Origin of the sequence: Saccharopolyspora kobensis, assembly GCF_900108315.1 — a bacterium.
Lineage (GTDB): Bacteria > Actinomycetota > Actinomycetes > Mycobacteriales > Pseudonocardiaceae > Saccharopolyspora > Saccharopolyspora kobensis.
Window position 1 is genome coordinate 1,545,879 of the sequence record NZ_FNVB01000002.1, and the last position, 22,932, is coordinate 1,568,810.

Here is a 22,932-nt window from a genome sequence, read left to right on the forward strand (position 1 = left end):
ACCTTCAGCACCGCCCGGAACTCGGCCTCGGCCTCAGCCAGCTCCCCACGATCCTGCAACACCCAAGCAAGGAGGTTCCGTGCGGCCACGGTGTCGGGGTGCTCCTCACCAACGTCCGCACGTACTTGCCCAAGAAGGGCGCGAACTCTTTCCTCCGCACCTGCAAGATCACCACCCGCCCGAAGCTGTCGAGCCTGATTCAAAAGTTCCTGCCTCGCGGCGCTACCAGCAGCCAACTTGGTACGGGGACTCTGACGATGCTCCCCCCACCAACTCGCGACCCCCACCAGGGCAGTCAGAAGAAAAACCCCGATCCACGGCCACCACTTAGCCGGATCAGACGTAGCGATATTGATCAGTACCGCCACGCTTGACGACAACGCCGCGGCCACCAGCGCACGAACCAGCGGTCGCGTCCTACGAGCAGCGCCGGATCGGCTCATTGCTCTCCCCACATCGACTGCTACCTACCGTATCTAAGGGGATCACCGCACAGGAACATACTGTCGAATCAACGCCCTTCTCCCCGGAAGAGCCAGACATCAGCGCGCCACCGCAGTCCGGAAACGGCGAAGGGCAAGCGTCCATCGCATAGCCCGCCGATCTCCGACGATTGGAAACTGGACGAGACTCCTTTCCAGGCAGGACGGTCAGCAGGCCACTCCCTAGCGGCCGCAGCCGGCCCAGCATGTGCAGACCGTCGATCACATCGTCGTCCCGTTTCGCCCCGCACCAGGTCAATTCCTGTCCTCTGTGGGAGGCCCCAACTGAGCAGGCTCGAAGTGCTCCCGGTCCGCCACGTACAGCTCAACCGAGGTCTTCCGGGCTTGGAGCTTGAACTCGACCACCTGCCGACCGGAGGTGGCCTTGAAGTGGTTAAGCACCCGGTGCAGCCCCCATAAGCCCCCGACGACCAGGAGGGCAAACGCGAGTACGAACAGAGCCAGCGTGAACCCAACGCTGCTGAACACGGCACACCTCAACACCGGTAAGCCCAGCCCCGTGAAGCTGAACGATGTTGACAACCCGTGCAGTTATGCCGCGTTCCTCTCCCATTTCCAGCTGTCTCCAAGCACGGTCCCGGTCCCGACACACACTAGGCAAGAGGGCAGCTGACCTAGCTTCAACGAAACTCTGTAACGCAGCGTGATGAAGTGTACTCAGCGTCGTTGAACGTGTTGCCGGACCCTGCCGGTTCTGCTCCAAGATCCCTGGGGTGCTCGCCGCCCCCAAACCCCTGGCAGGTCTCGGGGATGAGGTGAGGCCGCAGCGCTGCGGTTCGTTCGGGGACAGTGTCCTCTTCCCTTGCGGGTGGAGGCCGCCCGCCGACCAACGTGCGGGGCAGGCCACACACGATCTGCACCGCACGGCCAGACAGCTCTAGCCCTCCCTCCCGTCACGTCCCCGTTGCCGAGCAGCCAGCGCCACTGGGCCGATCGTCCGGCGAGCCTCAGTCACAGCGGATTCCAGAAGCGCCAACGTCGCCTCCACCCGCGCCAGCTCCTCTGCTGGACTGCCGAACACGTCCCATTGCCCCGTGACCATCCGGAGCAACCAGACCTGCGACACCGCCTCAGCCACGATCGCGCCGCCGACAGCGATGACCGCATGATCACCAGGCAGAAAGTCACGGTCCTGCAAGGTCGGAACCGGCTCACCACTAGGCCACGTCAGGCCGTCACCAGGCCGTCCGAGGGTCGGAAACTGTCCAAACACGTCGGTACTCCTCAGCACTATTCGTGCTGGTCAGAGCACATTCACGGACATTCGTCCACGTCCCGCCAGGCCCCCGATATAAAGGGAACCATCTGCGAGCTTGTGCCTTCGGCCTGGCGGCACCGTATCCGTACATACTGGGAGCCACCTACAGCGCGTGGAGCCGTAGGCCCACGCTGTCAGGCTTCGATCAAAGCATCCTGCCCCTAGATCACGCTCAGCTGCGCCAAGCTGAGCACTGCAATCGCAGCTCCTGATGAGCTTGCCGCCAGCGTCAGGTTGAAGCAGAAGCAACGACGGGCCTCTCGGCGTCGCTTTTTATCCACGTGCGTCAGAGCCAGCACGGCAGGCGCAAGAACCATGAACGCGCACGCTGCCCACCAGACCAGCAAGAGCCTCATCAGTTATCCCTTCGAGCTAATGCGCAACAGAACCGGACGACGCCCCGTCGCGCTGCGATGAACGTGATCACAGCGTGCACCGCATGAAGACCCAAACGGAAGGAATTCTGGGCAATACGCATAGCTTTCGCCTAAGTCGCATAGCCCCGCCGCATAGCCCCGCAGAGATTCACTCGCGGCTTGCTCGCTCGACCCCGTTGACCAGGGATTATTTCGAGCGCCATACCACATCAGTGAAGATCTTGTACGCGAAATCGCGCAAGACGTATAGCACGCATAGCTAAGGCTGTTCACGCTTGCGCCACGAGATAAGGCTGGGGTGCTTGTCGCCCTCAGATCCCAGGCAGGGCTGCGGGATGAGGCGAGGCAGCAGCCCTGCGGTCCGTTCAGGTGACGGTGCCCTCTTCCCGTAGACCTCCACGAGAGCTATCAGGCGTCGTCAAAGGGGCAGACTCAGCGAACGTTCGTCACAGCCGTGAGATACCCCTTAACGCCGCCTAAGAATGCTTCGCCAAGTCGGCAGGAAGAGAACACGGCCCCCTCCCTTGCGGGAGAAGGTCATCGCGCCGGTTTTAGCGACCGGCAAATCCGCTGAATAACAGTAGTGCAACAAAACGCTAGTTACTATAGCCCCTCGAAACACTCACGGCCTTTGACGACCGGAAACGGAGGGCGACTTTGCGCGAAGTCGCTTCTGCACGGGACCGGGTTTCAGCGGGGTGCGTCGTGGAAGGCTGCGCGGTAGGACGCTGCCGGGTGGCGCGGGTTCAGGCGGGCGCCGTCGGAGTACAGCTTCTCGCGGAAGGTTCCCGGGGCGTACTCCGCCTGGGCCAGGCCGCGGCTGCGCAGTTCGGGCAGCAGGCCGTCGATCACCTCCGCGTAGCTGCCCGGGATGACGTGGTTGATGATGTTGATCCCGTCGATTCCGGCGTCCTGCCAGCGCTCCAGCTCGTCGGCGATCCGCTCCGGCGTGCCGACCAGCCGCATCCGCTCCGCCCGGTAGCGGACCATGTCCTCGATGGTCGGGTTGCCTCCCGGCACGGAATCGATGACGGCCTGCAGCACGCCACGGCCGCCCTCGACGCGCAGGTCCTTCAGCGGAGTGTCCACCGGCGCGTCGCCGAGGTCGACGCCCATCCCGCCGAGCATGTGCGCGGCGAGGCCGTCCACCGACAGGTACTCGTCGAAGTCGGCCTTGCGCCGCCGGGCTTCGGCCTCGGTGCTGCCGACCACGAAGGACAGACCGGCGAAGAACAGCACGTCCTCCGGGCGGCGGCCGTGGCCGGCAGCACCGGCCCGGACGGTGGTGGTGATCTTGCGCGCGCTGTCCGGCGAACCGGCGAACATGAACACCGCTTCGGCGTTGCGCGCCGCGAACGCCATCCCGGCTGGAGAGGTGCCCGCCTGGAACAGCACCGGCGTGCGCTGCGCCGACGGCGCCACCAGGTGCGGGCCCTCCACCGAGTAGCGCTCGCCGCGGTGGTGGATCTTGTGGATCTTCGCCGGATCGGCGTGCACCCCGGCGGCCTTGTCCCGCCGCAGCGCGTCGTCCTCCCAGCTGCCCTCCAGCAGCTTGTAGACCACCTCGACGTACTCGTCGGCCCACCGGTAGCGCTCGTCGTGCGGTGTCAGACCGGGCAGCCCGAAGTTGCGGTGGGCGTTCTCCAGCGCCGAGGTGACGATGTTCCAGCCCGTCCGGCCGCCGGTGAGGTGGTCGAGCGTGGCCGCGCGCCGGGCGAAGGTGAACGGGTGCTCCTGGATCACCGAGCTGGTCCAGGCCAGGCCCAGGTGCTCGGTCACCGCACCGAGCGCGGAGATCATCACCGACGGGTCGTGCGAGGGGATCTGCAGGCCCTCGGTGGCGAAGATGTCCCAGCTGCCCCGGTAGTTGCCGTAGAGACCGACGACATCGGCGAAGAAGATCGCGTCGAAGCGTGCCGCCTCCAGCTGCCGGGCGAGGTCGGTCCACAGCGACAGCTCGTCGAAGCGGTGCTGCTGGGCCTGCGGGTGCCGCCACTGGCCTTCCAGGATGTGCGAAGTGGTGGCCATGACGAAAGCGCTCAGCCGCAACCGGTTCCGGGCGCTCACAGCCGCTTGTCCAGTCGTCGCACGGTCAGGTTGCCGACCAGCTGGACCAGCTGCACCAGGGCGATCATGACGAGCACCGCCACCACCATCACACCCGTCTCGTAGCGGTAGTAACCGTGCCGGATGGCGAAATCGCCGATGCCCCCGCCGCCGACCAGGCCCGCGATCGCCGAGTAGGAGATGAAGCTGACCACCATGATGGTGATCGAGCCCGCCAGGCCCGGGCGCGCCTCGACCAGCAGCACGCTCCAGATGGTGCGCAGCTTCGACGCGCCCATCGCCTGCGCCGCCTCGATCACGCCGGGGTCGACCTGCAGCAGGTTCTGCTCGACGAACCGCGACAGGTAGGCGACGGCGTTGACGCACAGCGGCACGGTCACCGCGAGGGTGCCGACGCTGGTGCCCACGATCAGCCGGGTGATCGGGATCATCGCGATCAGCAGGACGAGGAACGGGAACGAGCGGACGAGGTTCACCACCGCGTTGAGCACCTGGTGCAGCCGCGGTGACGGGCTCGGCCCGCCCGGTCCGCTCGACCACAGCAGCACTCCGGTGGGGATCGCGGCCAGCACCGCGATCGGCACCGTGATCAGCAGCATGATCGCGGTCTCGCCGAGCGCCTCGGCCATCTCCGGGAGCGCCGCGAGGACGCGTTCAGCCGACATGGGTCTCCTCCGAACTCCGCAGCCGGATGCGGTCGTCGATCAGGAACTGGGCGATCTCGGTCTCCGGACGCAGCGACGAGCCGTCCAGCCGCAGGTGCTCGACGACCTTGCCGCCGTCCATCACCGCGACGTCGTCGGCGATCGCGCGCACCACGTTCATCTCGTGGGTGACCAGCACGATCGTGATGCCGAGCCGCTCGTTGACCTCCTTGAGATAGCTCAGCACCGACACCGTGGTCCGCGGATCGACGGCGCTGGTCGGTTCGTCGCACAGCAGCACCGACGGCTCATTGGCCAGCGCCCGCGCGATCGCCACCCGCTGCTGCTGCCCGCCCGAGAGCTTCGCCGGGTAGGCGTCGGCCTTGTCGGAGAGGTCCACCACCGCGAGCGCTTCGGCCACCCGCGCCGCGCGGGCCGTCTTGTGCACTCCGGCGATGCGCAGGGCCAGCTCGACGTTCTGCGCCGCGGTGAGGTTGGCCAGCAGGTTGAAGTGCTGGAAGATCATGCCGATCTTGGCGCGCCGCCTGCGCAGCTCGGCATCGTCCACAGCGGTCAGATCGGTGCCGTCGACCTCGACCGAGCCGGAGTCCGGCCGCTCCAAGAGGTTGATCAGGCGGATCAGCGTCGACTTGCCCGCCCCGGAGAACCCGATGACGCCCTGCACCGATCCGCGCGGCACGTGCAGGTCGACGTCGTCGACCGCCGTCAGCGGGCCGCCCGGGCCGGTGAAGCGCTTGGTGACGCCGCGCAAGGTGATCAACGTCCGCCGTCCTTCCACCACTGGCCGAGCTGGGCCTGCGGGTCCTCGTTCCACGGCAGCGGGGCCCATTCGCCGTAGAACTGCTTGAAGAAGTCGCGGACCCGCGGGCTCTGCAGCGCCGCCTGCAGGGCTCGTGCCTTGGCCGAGCCCACCTCGTCCGGGCGGCCGCCGACGACGATCCGGTACGGAACGGCGTCGAGGTCCTGCTCGCGCAGCAGTGCCGAGCCCTCGACGTCCAGCCCGATCTCGATCGCCTGCCGGGAGAACAGGAAACCGGCATCGACGTCCGGCAGCGTCTGGGTGAGCGTCTGCTGGTCGACCTCCACGAAGGAGTAGCCGTGCGGGTTGTCCACGATGTCGCGCTGGCTGGTGGTCACCACCTGCGCGCCCTCGCGCAACTTCAGCCGTCCGGCACCGGCCAGCAGGTGCAGGGCGCGGCCGTTGTTCGCCGGGTCCACCGGCAGCGCGATGCGGGCGCCGTCGGGCAGCTGCGAGATGTCGTCGTAGCGCGTGGAGTACACGCCCGCGGGCGAGCCGACGGCGTAGAACAGCGGCACCACGTCGGTTCCGTTGTCCCGGTTGAAGGTCTGCAGGTAGGCGCCGTGCTGGAAGAAGTTGAAGTCGGCTTCCCCGGCGCTGACCGCGTGGTTGGGCTGCACGATGTCGGTCACGTACCGGACGTCGAGCCGCCAGCCCTCGGCTTCGAGCTGCTCGCGGGCGATCTCCAGCGGGTCGTGGTACGGCGGGCTGTCGGTGGCGATGACGCTGATGGTGCGCTCGTCCGAGGCGGTGCCGCCGGCCAGCCCGCAGCCTGCGAGGGCCAGCACCAGGGTGCCGATCAGGGCGAGGAAGTGCTTGTTCCGGCGGGAGGGGTGGTGCGATGTGGACACTGCGGTCGCTTTCTGCTGGTGCGCGGAGGTGCGGGTCGTGAGCGCGCGACCGGGGTGGGGCCCGGTCGCGCGCTCACGACCTCTCCCCCACCTCGGTGGTCAGGTGTACCAAGTGGGTTCGGGCAGTTCGCCGAGCAGCGCGTAGCGCCCGACCTCCACCCGCTTGTAGGCGACGGGGTCGTGCAGGCTGTGCGTGCGCAGGTTCCGCCAGTAGATGTCCAGGCCGACCGAGTTCGCGGTGGCCCGCGCGCCGGTGACCTCGAAAATCCGGGTGCTGACCTCCAGGCCGGTGTCGATGATGCGCTGCTTGGCCGCCGCGATCAGCACCGCGGCCTCGCCCCGCTGCCGCTCGGTCAGCGACTCGCGCTCGGCGTGCAGCAGCCCGGACAGCACGGCACCGGCCTTGTCGATCAGCGCTTCGGCGGCCCAGAGCTTGGCCTGGAGGTCGCCGAACGCGTCGAGCACGTAGAACTCCTCGGTCGCGGAGTCCTTGTTGTCCCCGCCGTAGGGCCAGGGCCGGGTGCGCTCCGCGGTGTAGGTGAGGCCCGCCTGCAGCGCGGCCTGGGCGATGCCGAGGTAGAAGTTGGCGAACACCAGCTGGATCGTCGGCACGTTGAGCGTGTTGTAGGTCAGCGGGTGGAACTCCTTGTCCACGTAGCCCGCCGCCGAGGCCCACGGCACCCGCACGTCCTCGACGAGCACGCTGCCGGATTCGGTGAGCCGCTGGCCCAGGTTGTCCCAGTCGTCGCCGAAGGTGATGCCCTGCTGGTCGGACGGGACGATCGCGAAGACGTGCCCGCCGCTGTCCTCCAGCACACCTTCGAGCACCGTCAGGTCGGACACCTTGCCGCCGGTGGAGAAGGACTTGCGGCCGCGGAAGACCAGCCAGTCGCCCTCGTCGGCGATGACCAGGTCGTCGTCGCGGGGGTTGACCGCCCCGCCGAAGAAGAGGTTGTTGCGGGTGTAGAGCTCTTCGACCGCGGCGATCTGCTCGGCGGTGCCGACCAGCCGCGCCGCCCAGGCCCACAGGTAGTGGTAGCCGAGCAGCTGCCCGATCGAGCCGTCGCCCCTGGCGACTTCGCGGACGACCCGGTACGCGGTCTCCCAGCTCTCGCCCGCTCCGCCGTGCTCGCGCGGCCCGAGCAGCGTCACCAGCCCGGCGTCCTTGAGCAGCGCCACCTCTTCGTGCGGTGTGCTGTTCGCCCGGTCCCGGGCCAGGGCGTCGGTGGCCAGCACCGCGGCGACGTCCTTGGCGCGTTCGATCCACTCGGCCGCGGTCGTGGGTCGTGCGTCGGTCCAGTTCCTCGTGGTCATCGTCGTACCCCTCCGGTCACCGTGCGTTTCCGGCACCGAGCGGATCGCCGGTGCGGTCGAGTTCGGCTTCGAGTTCGCGGACGATCGGCAGCACGTGGCGGCCGAAGTGCTCGACGTCGTCGAGGTAGTGCAGGAAGCCGAGCAGGATCAGGTCCGCACCGCGCTTCTTGTACTCGACGATGCGGTGCGCGATCTGCTCCGGCGTGCCGATCAGCCCGGTGCGGAACCCGTCGTTGTACTGCACCAGGTCGGCGAACCCGGAGTCCGCCCACATCCCCTTTCCGTCCGAAGTGGACTTACCGGCCTGCCGCACGGCGGCGCGGAAGCCCTCCACCGCCTCGGTGTCGGCCTGTTCGACGATCTGGCGCAGCACGTCGCGCGCCTGCGCCTCGGTGTCGCGGGCGATCAGGAACCCGTTCAGCCCGAACCGCACGGTGCGGCCGTGCTCGGCGGCAACGGCCCGGACGTCGGTGACCTGCTCGGTGAATCCGTCGAAGTCCTTGCCGTTGCTGAAGTACCAGTCGGAGACGCGGCCGGCCACCTGCCGCGCGGCGGTGGAGTTGCCGCCCTGGAAGATCTCCGGGTGCGCCCGGCCGGGCACCGGGTGGGGCTGCGGGCGCAGGCTGAAGTCGTGGATCCGGTAGAAATCGCCGCTGAAGTCGAAGCCCGGCCGGGTCCACAGGCCGCGCAGCACCCGGATGAACTCCTCCGTGCGGCGATAGCGCTCGTCGTGCTCCAGCCAGGGTTCGCCGAGGCCGGTGAACTCGTCCTTGAACCAGCCGCTGACGATGTTCACCGCGAAGCGGCCGCCGGACAGCAGATCGGCGGTGATGCCGAACTTGGCCAGGATCGCCGGGTGCCACAACCCGGGGTGCGCGGCGACGATCAGCTTAAGCCGTTCGGTGGCCAGCAGCAGCCCGAGGCTGAACGCGGCCGGGTCGTGCTGCTGGGCGGCGCCGTAGCTGGAGGCGTAGCGGACCTGGCTGAGCGCGTATTCGAACCCGTTGCGCTCGGCGAGCGCGGCGAGTTCCCGGTTGTAGTCGAATCCGAAGTCGGTTCGCTGTTCTATCTTGCTGGTGACCAGGCCACCGCTGACGTTGGGCACCCAGTAGGCGAATTTCAGCGGTTCGGCGCGGTGGGCATCGGACATGCTCATCTCCTGTCGCGCACGGGGTACCGGCGCGCGGCACCGGCACCAGCTGCATCTGGCAGCTCGCGGGAAAAAGGGGGATCGGCCGCCCGGTTCAGGCGGCGGAGGAGATCAGCAGCCGCGACAGGACTGCGCGCCGACGCGAACGAGGTCGACGTGGCGGCGCCTGGTCAGCCGGTCTGCGGGGAACACGGATCAATGCCACCAGAGAAGATCAGCGGTGTCAACGGATCTCACCACCCGGACAACGTCCTATGTGGATGAGAAAGGCCCACCGGGCGGCGTGGTGCCGCCCGGTGGGCCCGCTGTGCTGCCGTCGGTCAGGACGCCGCGGCAGGCTCCCGCGACCCGCCCGCGAACGGGATGCTCGCCGGCGCGGCATCGGCCGCCCCGGCCGGGTGCCGCCACAGCCCCTTGCGCTCCAGGATCGGCAGCACGCCTTCGCCGAACCAGTACGCCTCCTCCAGGTGCGGGTGCCCGGAGAGCACGAACTCGTCGATGCCGAGCGCGTGGTACTCCTCGATGCGCTCGGCCACCTCGGCGTGGCTGCCGACCAGCGCGGTCCCGGCCCCGCCGCGCACCAGGCCGACGCCCGCCCACAGGTTCGGGTGGATCTCCAGGTTCGCCGTCGATCCGCCGTGCAGCTCCAGCATCCGCCGCTGCCCCTCGGACTCGCTGCGCCCCAAGCCCTCCTGCACGCGCGAGATCGTCGCCGGATCCAGCGCGTCCAGCAGCCGCTGCGCCTCCGCCCAGGCCTGCTCACCGGTGTCGCGGCTGATCACGTGCAGCCGGATGCCGAAGCGCGGGGTGCGGCCCTGCTCGGCCGCCAGCGCGCGGATCCACTCGACCTTCTCCGCGACCTTCTGCGGCGGCTCGCCCCAGGTCAGGTACACGTCGGCGTGCTTGGCCGCGACAGTGCCCGCCGCGGGCGAGGACCCGCCGAAGTACAGCGCGGGCACCGGGTCCGGGGTGCGGGCGAGCTCGGCGCCTTCGACGTGCACGTGCTCGCCCTCGAAGTCGACCCGCTCGCCCCGCCACAATCCCCGCACGACGTGCAGGAACTCATCGCAGCGCGCGTAGCGGGCGTCCTTGTCCAGGAAGTCGCCGTAGGCGCGCTGCTCGGCGCCCTCACCACCGGTCACCACGTTGAGCAGCAACCGCTGGCCGGAGTGGCGCTGGAACGTCGCGGCCATCTGCGCGCCCAGCGTCGGCGACAGCAGCCCGGGCCGGAACGCCACCAGGAACTTCAGCCGCTCGGTGACCTCCGCCAGCATCGCCGTGGACAGCCAGGCGTCCTCGCACCAGGCGCCGGTCGGCGTCAGCGCGCCCTCGAACCCGAGCTGCTCGGCGCTGCGGGCGATCTGGCCGAGGTAGGCCAGCGTCGCCGGCCGGGAACCGGTGGCGGTGTTGGTCGTGGCCACGCCGTGCCCGCCGCCGACGAGGTACCGGCTGTCGCCGTAAGTGGGCAGGAACCAGTGGAAGGTCAAAGACATCAGTCACTCCAGGGGAAGCGGGACCGGCCCGGCACGTGGTCGCGAACCCGTCGAGTCCGTTGTGGACGAAGAGGTGGCCTCGCCGCGCGGGCGGGCGGAACTGCTGGTCAGGGACGACAGGCCTGCGCCGACACGCGGTGGAAGTCCACGTGCCGGCGCCTGGTGAACAGCGCCGCGGCTCGCACGGATCAATCGCAGCAAAGCGGCGCCGCGGGTGTCAACCGGCGGCCGGGCCGTCCCACCTGGCGGGCGCGCGGTGATCCCATCCGCTGGAACCGGTCCGCCGCGCCGTTGACACCGCGTCGGCCGCCTCCATAGCGTCGCCGTGTGCTCCGACCGGTGCTGCTGACCTGCCGCCACCACGTGGACCTGCTGCGCGTGACGTCCGCGGCCTGTTCCGCCTCCTGAACCACCAGCCGATCCGGCACGCACACCGGCCCCGAGCGGGCCGCTCTTCCCGCAGGAGACAGCACCATGACCGCGACCTCGCACGCCGAGGCGCCCGGCACCCGGCAGGTGCCGGCCAAGGACGTCCGCACGGTGATCGCGTCCAGCCTGATGGGCACCACCGTGGAGTGGTACGACTTCTTCCTCTACAGCACCGCCGCCGGGCTCGTCTTCGACAAGCTGTTCTTCCCCACCGACGATCCGACGGTCTCCACCGTGCTGGCCTTCGCTACGTTCTTCGTCGGCTTCGTCGCCCGCCCGCTCGGCGGTGTCCTGTTCGGACACATCGGGGACCGGATCGGCCGCAAACGCACTCTCGTGACCACGATGCTGCTGATGGGCGTGGCCACGGCCCTGATGGGCGCGCTGCCCACCTACGCCGACATCGGGCTGCTCGCGCCCGTCCTGCTGGTGCTGCTGCGCATCGTGCAGGGCTTGGCGATCGGCGGCGAGTGGGCGGGCGCGGTGCTCATGGCGGTGGAGTACGCGCCGCCGGGCAAGCAGGCCCGCTACGGCGCCTGGCCGCAGGTCGGCCTCGCGCTGGGGCTGGGCTTGGGCACCGGGTTGTTCGCACTGCTCGGCAACGTGCTCGACGACGCGCAGTTCCTCGGCTACGGCTGGCGGATCGCCTTCGGGCTCAGCATCGTGCTGGTGTTCATCGGTCTGCTGATCCGCCTGCGGGTGGCCGAAACACCGGCTTTCGAGCAGATGCGCGCGGCGCGGGAAACCTCCCGCGCACCGTTCCTGGACCTCTTCCGGGACCGCACGGCCCGCCGCAACACGCTGCTCGGCCTGCTCTCGCGCTGGGCCGAGGGCGCCGCTTTCAACACCTGGGCGGTGTTCTTCCTGTCCTACGCGACCACGACGCTGGACCTGCCGCGCACCGATGTGCTCGTGGCCGTGATGGCCGCCTCGATCGCGCTGGCCCTGCTCATCCCGGTGTTCGGACGGCTCGCCGACCGCTGGACTCCCCGCCGCACCTACACCTTCGGCGCGGCGCTGTTCGCGGCCTCGGTCTTCCCCACGTTCCTCGCGTTCCAGACCCGCGACCCGCTGCTGATCGGGGTGGTGATCGTGCTGGTGCTGGGCGTCGTCCACGCGGTGCTCTACGCCCCGCAAGGCACGCTGTACGCGCAGCTGGCTCCGGTGCGGCTGCGCTACACCGGGATGTCGTTCGTCTACCAGTTCTCCGGCATCTACGCCTCGGGCCTCACACCGATGGTGATCACGATGCTGCTGGCCGTCGGTGGCTCGCCGTGGTGGGCCTGCGGCTACCTGGTGCTCGCCGGACTCATCGGCGCGGGCGCGACGCTGGCGCTGCGCCCGCGCGACCTCTACTTCGGGCGCAACGCCTGAGCGTTCAGGCCGGTGCTCCGGTGGTCCAGCCGAAGACCGGGAGCGCGTCGTTGATCGCGTGATCGCCCACCGCCCGGGCTTTGTAGATCAGCGGGTTGTGCACGGTGAGCGTGCGGGCGTTGCGCCAGTGCCGATCGAGCTGCCGCGCCTCGCTGACCACCGACGACCCGCCCACCTCGAACAGCTCCGCCGTGGCGCGCAGGACCGCCTCGGCGATGGCCACCTGCGCCTTGGCCACGTCGTCCTCGGCGGCGATGACGTCGGCCTGCGCGCCTTCCTGCGCCCGGTGCACCGAGGCGACCGCGGCTTCCAGCGTCGCCTGAGCGGCGAACGCGGCGCTGTGGATCTTGCCGACCACCTGCTGGACCAGCGGATCGTCCTTGGGCAGCGGCGCACTGGCGTGGCTGTAGGAGCGGCGGCGCTGCCGCACGAACCCGGTGGCGTCGCGCGCCGCCGCACGCGCCACGCCGACGAGGGAGGCCAGGAGCACCAGTTGCGCCAGCGCGGTGTGCGGGCCCGGGCCCCGGTCCCACGGCACGACGTGCGCCGGGTCGACTTCGACGTCGGTGAACTCGACCGTGCCGCTGGCGGTGGTGCGCTGCCCGAAGCCGTCCCAGTCGTCGCGCTGGACCAGCCCGGCCGCGTTCGCCGGAACCCGCGCCACGACCAGCTCCCCCGGCGCCCGCTCGGCCCGCACGGTCAGCCAGTCCGCGAACAGGCCGCCCGTGGCGTAGAACTTCGTGCCGTTGAGCACCGGGCGCCCGTCCTTCTCCGACAACCGGGTGTTCAGCCGCCCGACCTCGTGCGGACCGCGTTCGCTGATCGCGTTGCCGACCAGCGCCCCGCCTGCGACCAGCCGGAGCCACTCCTCGCGCGCGGCCGACGGCGGCTGCCGCAGCTGCTCCTCGACGAAGAGGACGTGCGGGCGAAGTGCCTGCGGCAGGTTGGAATCGGCCTCGCCCAGCTCCACCAGCAGGCCGAACAGCTCGTCCAGCCGGGCCCCGGCACCGCCGAAGCGCTGCGGCACCCGGATCGCGCCGAAACCGGCGTCCCGCAGCCAGCCCACCTCCTCGCGCGGCAGGCGGCGCTGCCGCTCGCGGTCGACCGCGCCGCCGGCGATCCGCTCGAACACCGGGCGGAACCGCTCCGCCAGCTCCTCCGTCGACACGTGATCCTCCTCGTCCTCAGACGATTCCGTTGCGGGGCGGGTGCGTTCCGTTGAGCTCGTAGTCGCCCAGGTGCTGGACCTTCCACCGGCGCGGGTCGTGCAACGTGTGCGTCCGGGCGTTGCGCCAGTGCCGGTCGAGGTTGCGGCCGGTCCGGGCGGCCCGGGCGCCGATGAGCGCGAAGATGTCGCTGGACACCGACACCGCGGCGTCGTCGGCTTGCGCGCGGACGGCGGCCACCGCGACGGAGGCCTCCGCGGCCTTGTCCTCGGCGTCGTCGGCTCCCGAGTCGATCGCCCGCCTCGCGGCGTCGAGCGCATCGCCCGCTTCGTTCAGCAACGCCTCGGCCGCGCGCACGCGCAGCGCGAGCTCGCCGAAGCGCTGCACCACCAACGGCTCCTCCGCGGTGCGCTCCACCCCGGCCTCCCACCACGGGCGGCTGAGCTCGCGCACCCCGGTCCCGCCGTCGCGCAGCGCGGCCCCGGCGATGCCCACGTCGATCGCGGCGTGCAGGAACTGCCCGTACGCACCGAAGATCTCGGGCTCGCCGAAGGTCCGGTAGTGCGGCACCACCCGCTCCGGCGGCACCCGGACGCCGTCCAGCAGCACCGTGCCGCTGGCCGTGGTGCGCTGCCCGATTCCGTCCCAGTCGTCCAGCACGGTCAGCCCGTCGGCCCCGGCCGGGACGAACGCCGCGTTGACCCGGTTCTCGCCGTCGACCGCGAACACCGGGATCCAGTGCGCGAACAGCGCGCCGGTGGTGTAGTTCTTGGTGCCGGTGATCAGGAAGTCCCCGCCGGGCTGCTCGACCAGCCTGGTCTCGAAGGCGTGCGCGGTCTTCGCGCCGGCCTCGGCCAGCGCGTTGCCGAACCGCTTGCCCGCCAGCACCTCGGCGTGGAAGAAGGCCAGCTGGCGCTCGGTGGCGTTGTGCCGGAGCACGTTCAGGAAGAAGAAGTGGTTCTGCGGGATCTGGCCGATGCTCGGATCACCGGCCGCGAGCAGCCGGAAGACCGAGCCCAAGGTCCGGTGCGACACCTCCGCCCCGCCGTGCCGCCGGGGCACGGTGATGCCGAGCAGCCCGCTCTCGGACAGCTCCGCCAGCTCGTCCTTCGGCAGGATCCGCTGCGCGTCGCGCTGCGAGGCGCCTTCGGCGAACCGCTCCCCCAGCCGGGCGGCGACGGCGAGCGCCTCCGCGTCGTCGGCGATGACGTGGACCATCGGACTCCTCCACAGCTTGCGGTGAAACACCAAGCGCACCAGTCTTCTCGACCCGGACACTACCGACCCGAACGGCTCGCTCAACCCCGTTCCAGATGCTGGTAGCCACCCGGGAGAGTCCACTGTGGCCGTTCTGTTTCGAGCCGGTTAAGGAGGAACCAACATGATCCACTGAGGATTCGGGAGAACCACCAACACCGGGCAACCGGCAGCTCCGGCGCGTACCGCTGTCCATCGAGCGGGCGGCGTCGGTCCCGGCCCGTTCCGAGACGGCCGGACCGGGGACTATCGTGCGGAGGGCGGTCCGTCGCACCGCCCCGGGGCAGGAGGGACGCATGAGCACCGAGCACTGGCGGCCGAGCAGCACCCACTGGGGTGCCTTCCGCGCCACCACCGATGCCGACGGCACCCTCCGCGTCCAGCCGCACCCCGCCGATCCCGCGCCGTCACCGCTGCTGGGCAACCTGGCGAGCACCGTCCGGCACCGCACCCGCGTCCGGCGGCCCGCGATCCGCCGCGGCTGGCTCACCGGCGGCCCCGGCCCGACCAGTGCTCGCGGCCACGAGGAGTTCGTGGAGGTCGGCTGGGACACCGCACTGGACCTCGTCGCCGAGCAGCTGGAGCGCACCCGGCGCGAGCACGGCAACGAGGCGATCTTCGGCGGCTCCTACGGCTGGGCCAGCGCCGGGCGGTTCCACCACGCGCAGAGCCAGCTGCACCGGTTCCACAACACCATCGGCGGCTACACCGCCTCGCGCAACAACTACAGCTTCGGCACCTCCCAGGTGCTGCTGCCGCACGTGATCGGCAGCACCGACGCGCTGCTGCAGCACGCCGACAGCTGGGCGACGATCCGGGAGCACACCGACCTCGTGGTGGCCTTCGGCGGGCTGCCCGGCAAGAACCTCTCGATCGCCTCCGGCGGCATCACCCGCCACACCGGTTCCGCCGCGCTGCGCGACCTGGGCACCGACCTGGTGGCGATCAGCCCGCTCGCCGACGACGTCCCGGCCGGCCCCGGCGCGGACTGGTGGCCGATCGCGCCCGGCACCGACGTCGCCCTCCAGCTCGGGCTGGCGCACACCCTGCTCACCACCGGCCGACACGACCAGGGCTTCCTGGACCGCTGCTGCACCGGTTCCGAGGTGTTCACCCGCTACCTGCTCGGCGATGCGGACGGGATCGCGAAGTCCGCCGAGTGGGCGGCCGGGATCTGCGGGATCGACGCCGCGGCCATCAGGGCCCTGGCCGAGCGGATGGCCGCCGGGCGCACGCTGATCACCGTCTCGTGGTCGTTGCAGCGCACCGAGCACGGCGAGCAGCCGGTGTGGGCGGGGCTCGCGCTGGCCGCGATGCTCGGCCAGATCGGGCTGCCCGGCGGCGGGTTCGGTCACGGCTACGGGTCGATGGCCGACGTCGGCGACGACGCGCCCGCAGTGCGGCCGCCCGCGCTGCCGCTGGGGCACAATCCGGTGCAAACGTTCATCCCGGTGGCCCGCATCGCCGACCTGCTGCTCAACCCGGGACAGCAGTACGACTACGACGGCCGGCGCCTGACCTACCCGGACATCCGGCTGGTGCACTGGGCCGGCGGGAACCCGTTCCACCACCACCAGGACCTGAACCGGCTGCGCCGGGCGTTCGGCCGCCCGGACACCGTCGTCGTGCACGAGACGCACTGGACGGCCACCGCCCGGCACGCCGACGTGGTGTTCCCGGCGACCACGGCGCTGGAGCGCGAGGACGTCGGCGCCGGGCGCCGCGACAGCCACCTGATCGCGATGCACCAGGTGCTCGACCCGGTCGGCGAGGCCCGCGACGACTACGCCGTCCTGGCCGGGCTCGCCCAGCGGCTGGGCACCCACCAGGAGTTCACCGAGGGCCGCTCGCCCCGCGAGTGGCTGGTGCACCTCTACGAGCAGTGGCGCGCGGGGCTGGTGGCGCAGGGCCACGACGTCCCGCCGTTCGCCGAGTTCTGGGCAGCCGGAGATCTGCGGATGCCGGATGTCCGGCACCGCGCGCCGCTCGCGGCGCTGCGCTCCGACCCGCAGCGGTACCCGCTGCCCACGCCCAGCGGCCGGATCGAGCTGTTCTCCGCGACGATCGACTCCTTCGGCTACCCCGACTGCCCCGGCCACCCGGTGTGGTTGCCCGCGCGGCAGCGGCGCGGCGGCCCGCTGCACCTGATCGCCAACCAGCCGCCGACGCGGCTGCACGGCCAGGGCGACGTGGGCGAGCTCAGCCAGCGCGCCAAGGTCGCGGGGCGGGAGCCGATCCGCATCCACCCGCAGGACGCCGCCGCGCGGGAGATCTCCGACGGCGACGTGGTCCGGGTGTTCAACCACCTCGGCGCCTGCCTGGCCGGAGCCCGCGTGAGCGAGGACGTCCGGCCGGGCGTGGTCGTGCTGCCCACCGGGGCGTGGTTCGACCCGCAGCCCGACCCGGCGCGCCCCGGCGAAACCCTCTGCGCGCACGGCAATCCCAACGTGCTGACCGCGGATGTGCCGTCGTCCCGGCTGTCCCAGGGCTGCGCCGGCCAGCACGCGCACGTCGAGGTCGAGCGCCACCTCGGCCCGGTTCCGGCGCTGCGCTGCAGCACGCCGCCGCCGCTGGCCGATTCCTGAGCCCAGCGGCGCGATTTGCCCGCCCGCCGCGCGATTTCCGCTCCGCCGCAGCGGTTTTGCGGGGACCAGTTCGCGGAGTGGTCCTGGTCCTTTGCGGTGAGCTCGTTTCAGGAATCTTGACCGGATTCCAACCAGATCATTATGGTCCAGACCACACCGAATCCTCGGGGCGGCAGGTCGGCCGGCGGTCGTCGACCACGCCGTTGCTCTCCCCTACCAAGGCGAATCCCGCAGTTCGCCGACCGCCAGCACGGGGGGCCCGCCCGACCGGGAACGGCCCGGCCGGATCGACAAGGGAGTCGATATGAACTCGAAGCGCAAGTTCGCCGCGGCGGCGATCGGCGCGGCGATCGCGCCCTTCCTGGTGGCCATCCCCACCTCGACCGCCAGCGCGCACGGCTACATCGACACGCCGGCGAGCCGGCAGGCGCAGTGCGCCCGCGGCACCGTGTCCTGCGGTCAGATCAAGTGGGAGCCGCAGAGCGTCGAAGGCCCCAAGGGCCTGACCAGCTGCAGCGGCGGCAACAGCCGCTTCTCCGACCTGGACGACGACAGCAAGGGGTGGCAGGCCACGAAGGTCGGCAACTCAGTGAACTTCCACTGGACGCTCACCGCGCCGCACGCCACCACCACGTGGGAGTACTTCATCGGCGGCAACCGCGTCGCGGTCTTCGACGACGGCGGCAAGCGCCCGCCGAACTCGTTGTCGCACAACGTCAACCTCGGTGGCGTCAGCGGCAAGCAGAAGCTGCTGGCGGTGTGGAACATCGCCGACACCGGCAACGCGTTCTACGCCTGCGTCGACCTCGACGTCAGCTGAGTCGCGCCGGGCCCTGCCCGGTACGCGGGGACTCCCGCGGGTTCCGGCCGCGCCAGCCGGATCCCGCGGGATCTTCACGTCAGGACCGCGCGGACCTCGTCCGCCGCGCGGCGGCCGGACTCCACCGCTCCGTCGAAGTACCCGTTCCACCGCACCGCCGTTTCGGTGCAGGCCCAGTGCAGCGTCCCGACCGGTGCGCGCAGCACCGCGCCGAACGAGGTCCAGCCGCCGGGGATGAAGTGCCCGGAGAAGCAGCCCCTGGTCCACTCCTCGGCCAGCCAGTCGAACTCGACGAGCTCGTCGGGCTCCAGCGCCCGCTGGCCGAACAGCTCGCCGAGCTGCGCCAGCACGATCCGCCGCCGCTCGGCCGCATCGCGACGGCGCAGCAGGATCGCCTCCTCGCCGTAGGCGAAGGCGGTCAGCACGGCCCGTGGCGAGTTCGGCGGCGTGTTGTCCACGGTTTCGGTGAGCACACCGGAGGTGGACCGCGCGACGCCGGAGAAGCCATCCGCCCGCCAGAACGGCTCCGGGTAGACGGCGTGCACCTTCAACGCGGTCCCGGCGGGCATCCGCTGGAACGCACCCTCGCGCAGTCCCGGCAGCGGTGGGTCGTACTGGATGCGCCCGGCGAGCATCGGTGGCACCGCGATGATCACCCGCGAGGCCCACTGCTCGCCGAGCCGGGTGACCAGCCGCACGCCCGACCCGTCGTGCTCGATGCGCAGGACCGGATCGCTGAGGTGCACGGTGCCCGCGGGCAGATCGGCCGCCATCCGGTTGGCGATCTCCTGCGCACCGCCCACGATCCGCGTGTCCTGCGCGGCTCCCTCGTAGCCGAGCAGCGGTTCCACGCCGCCCGCGCTGGCGATGTAGAACAGCGTCTCCAGCACCGAGGTCTCGCTGGCGCTGCCCGCGAGCAGCCCGCCGGAGATCACCCGGTCCAGGAACCTGGCCGCCACCTGCGAGCAGCCCCGGTCGGCGAGCCAGGAGGCGAAGGTGCGGCGGTCCCATTCCGCCGCCCTGGGCGCGTTCCACGGCTCGGCCACCGGGACCTGCCGCGCCATGGCGTCGATCTCGGCGAGGAGTTCGGCGATCTCCGGTGGGGAGCCGGTGAGCCGCTCGCCGCCGTAGTCGACGATCATCGCGCCCTCGCCGGGCGTCGGGTAGGTCTCGATGCCGTAGCGGTGCACGAGCTCGGTGATGTTGAGCTGGGTCGGCCCGATCCACTGCCCGCCGAGGTCGAGCTGCGTGCCGTCCGGCAGGTACCGGGTCAGCACGCGGCCGCCGACGCGCGGGCGCGCCTCCAGCACCCGGGTGGAGAGCCCGGCGCGCACCAGTTCGTGCGCGGCGCTGAGCCCGGCGAAACCCGCTCCGACGACGACCGCGTCGTAGTACCCGTACCGAGGCATCCCGCCACCACCCGATCGCCGAAGGTCACCGCGACGAGTGTCGGCACGCCGACCTGCCCGGGCAACTCGTGGCGGGATGCCGCGCTCACGGGTTCGGGAACTCCGGTCCGGTGTAGGTCGTGCGCACCTCGATCTCGCCGTTGACGATCCGCTCGCGCAACGCGTCGAGCTCGGTGCGCACGTGCTCGGGGACGTCCGAGGCGAGGGTGAGGCGGACGGCGTCGGGGGTTTCCAGTCCGATTCGGACGTTCTCGCCGCCGCGCAGCCGGCCGTTCGCGAAGTCCTCGACGGCGCGGAAGACCGCCACACCCGAGTCGGCGATGGCCGAACCGGCGAAAACAGCGGGATCCTCGGCGGTGAAGTCGCGGACGTTGCCGAACTGGCGGCCCTTCCCGGCGGCCCGGATCGCCTCGGCGACACCGGGGCGTCCGGCGTTGAGCATGGTGAAGATCAGGTCCGCGCCCGCGTCGAGTTCCGCGGTGGCCACGCGCCGGGCTAGCTCGACGTCGTCCTGATCGCCGGAGAAGTTCGTCAGCACCCGGGCGCCCGGATTGGTGTGCGCGACGCCGGCCACGAACGCCGCACGGCCCTTCAGCCCCGGTACCGGGCGGATCCCGGACATGTGGCCGACCACGCCGGACTCGGTCAGCAGCCCGGCAGCGGCACCGGCGAGCCAGGCGGACTGCTCCTGCAGCACCTCGTAGCTGGCCAGGTTGGGGCCGGTGACGTCGGACTGGGTCACCACGAACGTGGTGCGCGGGAACTCGGCGGCCACCACCTCCGCGGCGGCGTTGTTCTGCCCGCCCTGCGCCACGACCAGGTCGACCCCGCGACCCGCCAGCTCCCGCAGCGCCCGTTCCAGCTCGGGTTGCTTCGGCGCCACTTGGTCGACCACCGCGAGCTGGGCGCCGAACTGCTGCTCCGCCCGCTTGGCTCCGTGGTAGCCCGCCTCCATGAACCCGCCGTCGTGGCGCGGCCCGGCGAGCAGCAGTCCCACCCGGATCCCGGTCGGCTGTTGCGGGGCGTTCTCGGTGGTCGCGGGCGCTGCGCACGCTCCCACCGCGAAGATCCCCGCCGCAGCCACCGCCCCCACCAGCGCCTTCGGAACCAACCGCATGCCCACCCGCCTCTTCCGGATCACGAACAAGTGCGTCGGTATACCAAAATGCGCCACCGGGCGGTGAAAGCAAAGACCTTCCCGCCCTGCGGGAAGCAGCCCGACCGCAGCCCGCACGTCATGTCAGCGACTGCTGTACTGTTCTCCCCGTGCTGAAGCGTGAGTCGCGGGAAGACGCATTGGCCCGGCTGGGCAGAGCACTGGCCGACCCGACCCGCTGCCGGATCCTGGTCGCCCTGCTCGACGGCAACGACTACCCCGGGCAGCTCGCCGAGCAGCTCGGGCTCTCCCGATCCAACGTGTCCAACCACCTGGCCTGCCTGCGCGGCTGCGGCCTGGTCGTCGCCACCTACCAGGGGCGGCAGGTCCGGTACGCCCTGGCCGACGACCACTTGGCCCGAGCGCTGCGCGAGCTGGTGCAGGTCGTGCTCGCCGTCGACACCTCCGAGCCCTGCCCGGACGAGGCCGAGCCCGGTGCAACACCGGCGAAGGCGAGCCGGTGAGCGAGATCCGCGAACCGCAGCCGCCCGGCCCCGGACGGCAGGGCGACCGCACCGACGACTGCCGCGGCGCGAATCCGGCGAACACCGCGAGCCCGGAGCGCCGGGCGGTGCTCACACGACGCGTTCGCCTGCTGGTCGCCGCCACGATCACCTACAACGTCATCGAAGCGGTCGTCGCGATCGCGGCGGGATCGGTCGCGTCCTCGACCGCGCTGATCGGCTTCGGGCTCGACTCCGTGATCGAGGTGGCCTCGGCGGCCGCGGTCGCCTGGCAGTTCTCCGGCGCCGATCCCGAGGCCCGCGAGCGGACCGCCCTCAAGGTCATCGCGGTGTCGTTCTTCGCGCTGGCCGCCTACGTCACCGTCGAGTCGGCCCGTTCGCTGCTCGGGGCCGAATCCGCCGATCACTCGACGGTCGGCATCGTCCTCGCCGCGTTGTCGCTGGTGATCATGCCGGGGCTGTCCTGCGCGCAGCGCCGGACCGGGCGGGAGCTCGGCTCGGCGAGCGCGGTCGCCGACTCCAAGCAGACCTTGCTCTGCACGTACCTCTCCGGCGTCCTGCTGGTCGGCTTGCTGCTCAACAGCGCGTTCGGCTGGTCGTGGGCCGATCCGGTCGTCGCCCTGGTCATCGCCGCGGTGGCGGTCAAGGAAGGTCGCGAGGCCTGGCGCGGCGAGCACTGCTGCTGACGCGGCGAAGTCTCCCGCTCGGCCGGCGTCAGCCGAGCAGGGCCGTGACCGTGAAGAGGACCGGCACCGAGAGGATCGTGGAGAGCAGGATCGATTCGCGGGCCAGGCGGACTCCCACGTTGTAGTGGGAGGCGTAGACGAAGAGGTTCTGCGCCGCGGGCAGCGCCGAGATCACCACCGCCGCGAGCAGCGGCGCGCCCTCGAGGCCGAACAGGCCCGCGCCGATCGACCAGGCGATCACCGGGTGCACCACCGACTTCACCGCGACCGACAGCAGCACCGGCCCCCGCTCGGCGCCTCCCGCCGGGAGCTTGCTGCCGTGCAGCGAGATGCCGAAGGCCAGCAGGACGGTGGGCACCGACAGGTGGCCCAGCAGCGTGATCGGCTCCATGACCGGGGCCGGGATCCGCAAACCGGTCAGCGAGAGGCCGACGCCGACCAGCGAGCAGATGACGATCGGGTTGCGGAACGGCGCGAGCAACCGCGTCCACACCGAGCTGCGCTCGCCCGCCTGCGCGTAGTCGATGACGGTCAGCCCGATGGGCGTCATGACCAGCAGCTGGAACAGCATCACCGGCGCCACCAGGGTCGCGTCGCCGAGCACGTACACCGCGATCGGGATGCCGAGGTTGCCCGCGTTGACGTAGCTGGAGCACAGCGCGCCGATCGTGGTGCGCCGGATGTTCCACTTGCGCAGCACGCCGACCAGCACGAACAGCGCGGCCGCGGCGAACGTGCTCAGCGCCGTGACCAGCAGCGGGATCGAGAAGATCACCGCGACGTCGGACTCGGAGAGCATCTTCAGCAGCAGCGCCGGCGTGCCGACGTAGAACGACAGCTTGGTCAGCGCCTCGCGCCCGCTCGCGCCCAGTGCTCCGGTGCGGCCGAGCAGGTAGCCGATCGCCACGATGGCGGCGATGACGCCGAAGCCCTGGATCACGCCGGACACGGAACCTCCCGGTATCCGGCTCCGCAGCGTCCTCTGAGGACAGTGGAGGCCGGTCGGCTTCCCCCTCGGGAGCGGAGCATTCTTTTCTTCCGTGCTAATGAGTTTCGCCGGCACGGGCCGCGCCGCCCGGCGAACGCCCCGGCACGGCCCATACGCTTAG

The 22,932-nt window shown here is 70.6% G+C and carries 19 protein-coding genes; 6 read left to right on the top strand and 13 right to left on the bottom strand.

Annotation, left to right across the window (positions count from 1 at the left end):
• Nucleotides 1–374 (top strand): hypothetical protein (locus C4T78_RS36770; protein WP_220389064.1); only part of this gene is annotated, 374 nt, incomplete at its 5' end.
• Nucleotides 375–737: 363 nt separating this feature from the next.
• Here the strand turns inward: C4T78_RS36770 and C4T78_RS07045 are convergent.
• The 8 genes from C4T78_RS07045 to C4T78_RS07085 form a co-directional block, all read right to left on the bottom strand.
• Nucleotides 738–971 (bottom strand): hypothetical protein, encoded by a 234-nt coding sequence (locus C4T78_RS07045; RefSeq protein WP_093356587.1) that lies wholly within the window; start codon nt 969–971, stop codon nt 738–740.
• A gap of 1,857 nt (nt 972–2,828) precedes the next feature.
• The gene (locus C4T78_RS07055; protein WP_235863744.1) at nt 2,829–4,205 is read right to left on the bottom strand and encodes an LLM class flavin-dependent oxidoreductase; all 1,377 of its coding nucleotides are present in this window, start codon (nt 4,203–4,205) and stop codon (nt 2,829–2,831) included.
• The gene (locus tag C4T78_RS07060) at nt 4,202–4,870 is read right to left on the bottom strand and encodes a methionine ABC transporter permease (RefSeq protein WP_093356585.1); all 669 of its coding nucleotides are present in this window, start codon (nt 4,868–4,870) and stop codon (nt 4,202–4,204) included. Before C4T78_RS07060 ends, C4T78_RS07055 begins: the two co-directional genes overlap by 4 nt.
• Nucleotides 4,860–5,630: a methionine ABC transporter ATP-binding protein gene (locus C4T78_RS07065; RefSeq protein WP_235863743.1), complete on the bottom strand. Its 771-nt coding sequence runs from the start codon at nt 5,628–5,630 to the stop codon at nt 4,860–4,862. Before C4T78_RS07065 ends, C4T78_RS07060 begins: the two co-directional genes overlap by 11 nt.
• The gene (locus C4T78_RS07070; RefSeq protein WP_093356582.1) at nt 5,627–6,520 is read right to left on the bottom strand and encodes a MetQ/NlpA family ABC transporter substrate-binding protein; all 894 of its coding nucleotides are present in this window, start codon (nt 6,518–6,520) and stop codon (nt 5,627–5,629) included. Before C4T78_RS07070 ends, C4T78_RS07065 begins: the two co-directional genes overlap by 4 nt.
• A gap of 99 nt (nt 6,521–6,619) precedes the next feature.
• Entirely contained in the window at nt 6,620–7,834 is a 1,215-nt protein-coding gene (locus C4T78_RS07075; RefSeq protein ID WP_093356581.1) for an acyl-CoA dehydrogenase family protein, read from the bottom strand.
• A gap of 16 nt (nt 7,835–7,850) precedes the next feature.
• Nucleotides 7,851–8,984 (bottom strand): dimethylsulfone monooxygenase SfnG, encoded by a 1,134-nt coding sequence (sfnG, locus tag C4T78_RS07080; protein WP_093356580.1) that lies wholly within the window; start codon nt 8,982–8,984, stop codon nt 7,851–7,853.
• Nucleotides 8,985–9,304: 320 nt separating this feature from the next.
• A complete protein-coding gene (locus tag C4T78_RS07085) occupies nt 9,305–10,477 on the bottom strand; it encodes an LLM class flavin-dependent oxidoreductase (protein ID WP_093356578.1) in 1,173 nt (390 codons plus the stop codon).
• Between the two features lie 474 nt (nt 10,478–10,951).
• On the opposite strand from C4T78_RS07085, the gene C4T78_RS07090 reads away from it, so the two are divergent.
• Nucleotides 10,952–12,280 (top strand): MFS transporter, encoded by a 1,329-nt coding sequence (locus C4T78_RS07090; protein WP_093356577.1) that lies wholly within the window; start codon nt 10,952–10,954, stop codon nt 12,278–12,280.
• Nucleotides 12,281–12,284: 4 nt separating this feature from the next.
• Here the strand turns inward: C4T78_RS07090 and C4T78_RS07095 are convergent, their stop codons facing one another.
• Complete coding sequence (locus tag C4T78_RS07095) at nt 12,285–13,448, bottom strand: acyl-CoA dehydrogenase family protein (RefSeq protein WP_093356576.1); 1,164 nt, start codon at nt 13,446–13,448, stop codon at nt 12,285–12,287.
• Between the two features lie 16 nt (nt 13,449–13,464).
• Entirely contained in the window at nt 13,465–14,664 is a 1,200-nt protein-coding gene (locus C4T78_RS07100; protein ID WP_093356574.1) for an SfnB family sulfur acquisition oxidoreductase, read from the bottom strand.
• A 335-nt stretch (nt 14,665–14,999) separates the two neighbouring features.
• Here C4T78_RS07100 and C4T78_RS07105 point away from each other — a divergent pair, with 335 nt between their 5' ends.
• Together C4T78_RS07105 and C4T78_RS07110 are read left to right on the top strand one after the other, a co-directional pair.
• Nucleotides 15,000–17,288 (top strand): molybdopterin-dependent oxidoreductase, encoded by a 2,289-nt coding sequence (locus C4T78_RS07105; RefSeq protein WP_093356573.1) that lies wholly within the window; start codon nt 15,000–15,002, stop codon nt 17,286–17,288.
• A 304-nt stretch (nt 17,289–17,592) separates the two neighbouring features.
• The gene (locus C4T78_RS07110) at nt 17,593–18,108 is read left to right on the top strand and encodes a lytic polysaccharide monooxygenase auxiliary activity family 9 protein (protein ID WP_093356572.1); all 516 of its coding nucleotides are present in this window, start codon (nt 17,593–17,595) and stop codon (nt 18,106–18,108) included.
• 74 nt (nt 18,109–18,182) lie between these two features.
• Here the strand turns inward: C4T78_RS07110 and C4T78_RS07115 are convergent, their stop codons facing one another.
• Nucleotides 18,183–19,517 (bottom strand): flavin monoamine oxidase family protein, encoded by a 1,335-nt coding sequence (locus C4T78_RS07115; protein WP_093356571.1) that lies wholly within the window; start codon nt 19,515–19,517, stop codon nt 18,183–18,185.
• 85 nt (nt 19,518–19,602) lie between these two features.
• Nucleotides 19,603–20,634, bottom strand: coding sequence for a BMP family protein (locus C4T78_RS07120; RefSeq protein WP_218161685.1), 1,032 nt, complete (start codon nt 20,632–20,634; stop codon nt 19,603–19,605).
• 149 nt (nt 20,635–20,783) lie between these two features.
• Here C4T78_RS07120 and cmtR point away from each other — a divergent pair, with 149 nt between their 5' ends.
• Both cmtR and C4T78_RS07130 read left to right on the top strand, forming a co-directional pair.
• Nucleotides 20,784–21,137 carry a Cd(II)/Pb(II)-sensing metalloregulatory transcriptional regulator CmtR gene (cmtR, locus tag C4T78_RS07125; protein ID WP_093356569.1) on the top strand — a complete coding sequence of 118 codons (354 nt, stop codon included), beginning with the start codon at nt 20,784–20,786 and terminating at the stop codon, nt 21,135–21,137.
• A complete protein-coding gene (locus tag C4T78_RS07130) occupies nt 21,134–21,823 on the top strand; it encodes a cation efflux transmembrane domain-containing protein (RefSeq protein ID WP_374703861.1) in 690 nt (229 codons plus the stop codon). Before cmtR ends, C4T78_RS07130 begins: the two co-directional genes overlap by 4 nt.
• Nucleotides 21,824–21,851: 28 nt before the next feature.
• Here the strand turns inward: C4T78_RS07130 and C4T78_RS07135 are convergent, their stop codons facing one another.
• Nucleotides 21,852–22,772 (bottom strand): AEC family transporter, encoded by a 921-nt coding sequence (locus C4T78_RS07135; RefSeq protein WP_093356568.1) that lies wholly within the window; start codon nt 22,770–22,772, stop codon nt 21,852–21,854.
• Nucleotides 22,773–22,932: the final 160 nt, after the last annotated feature.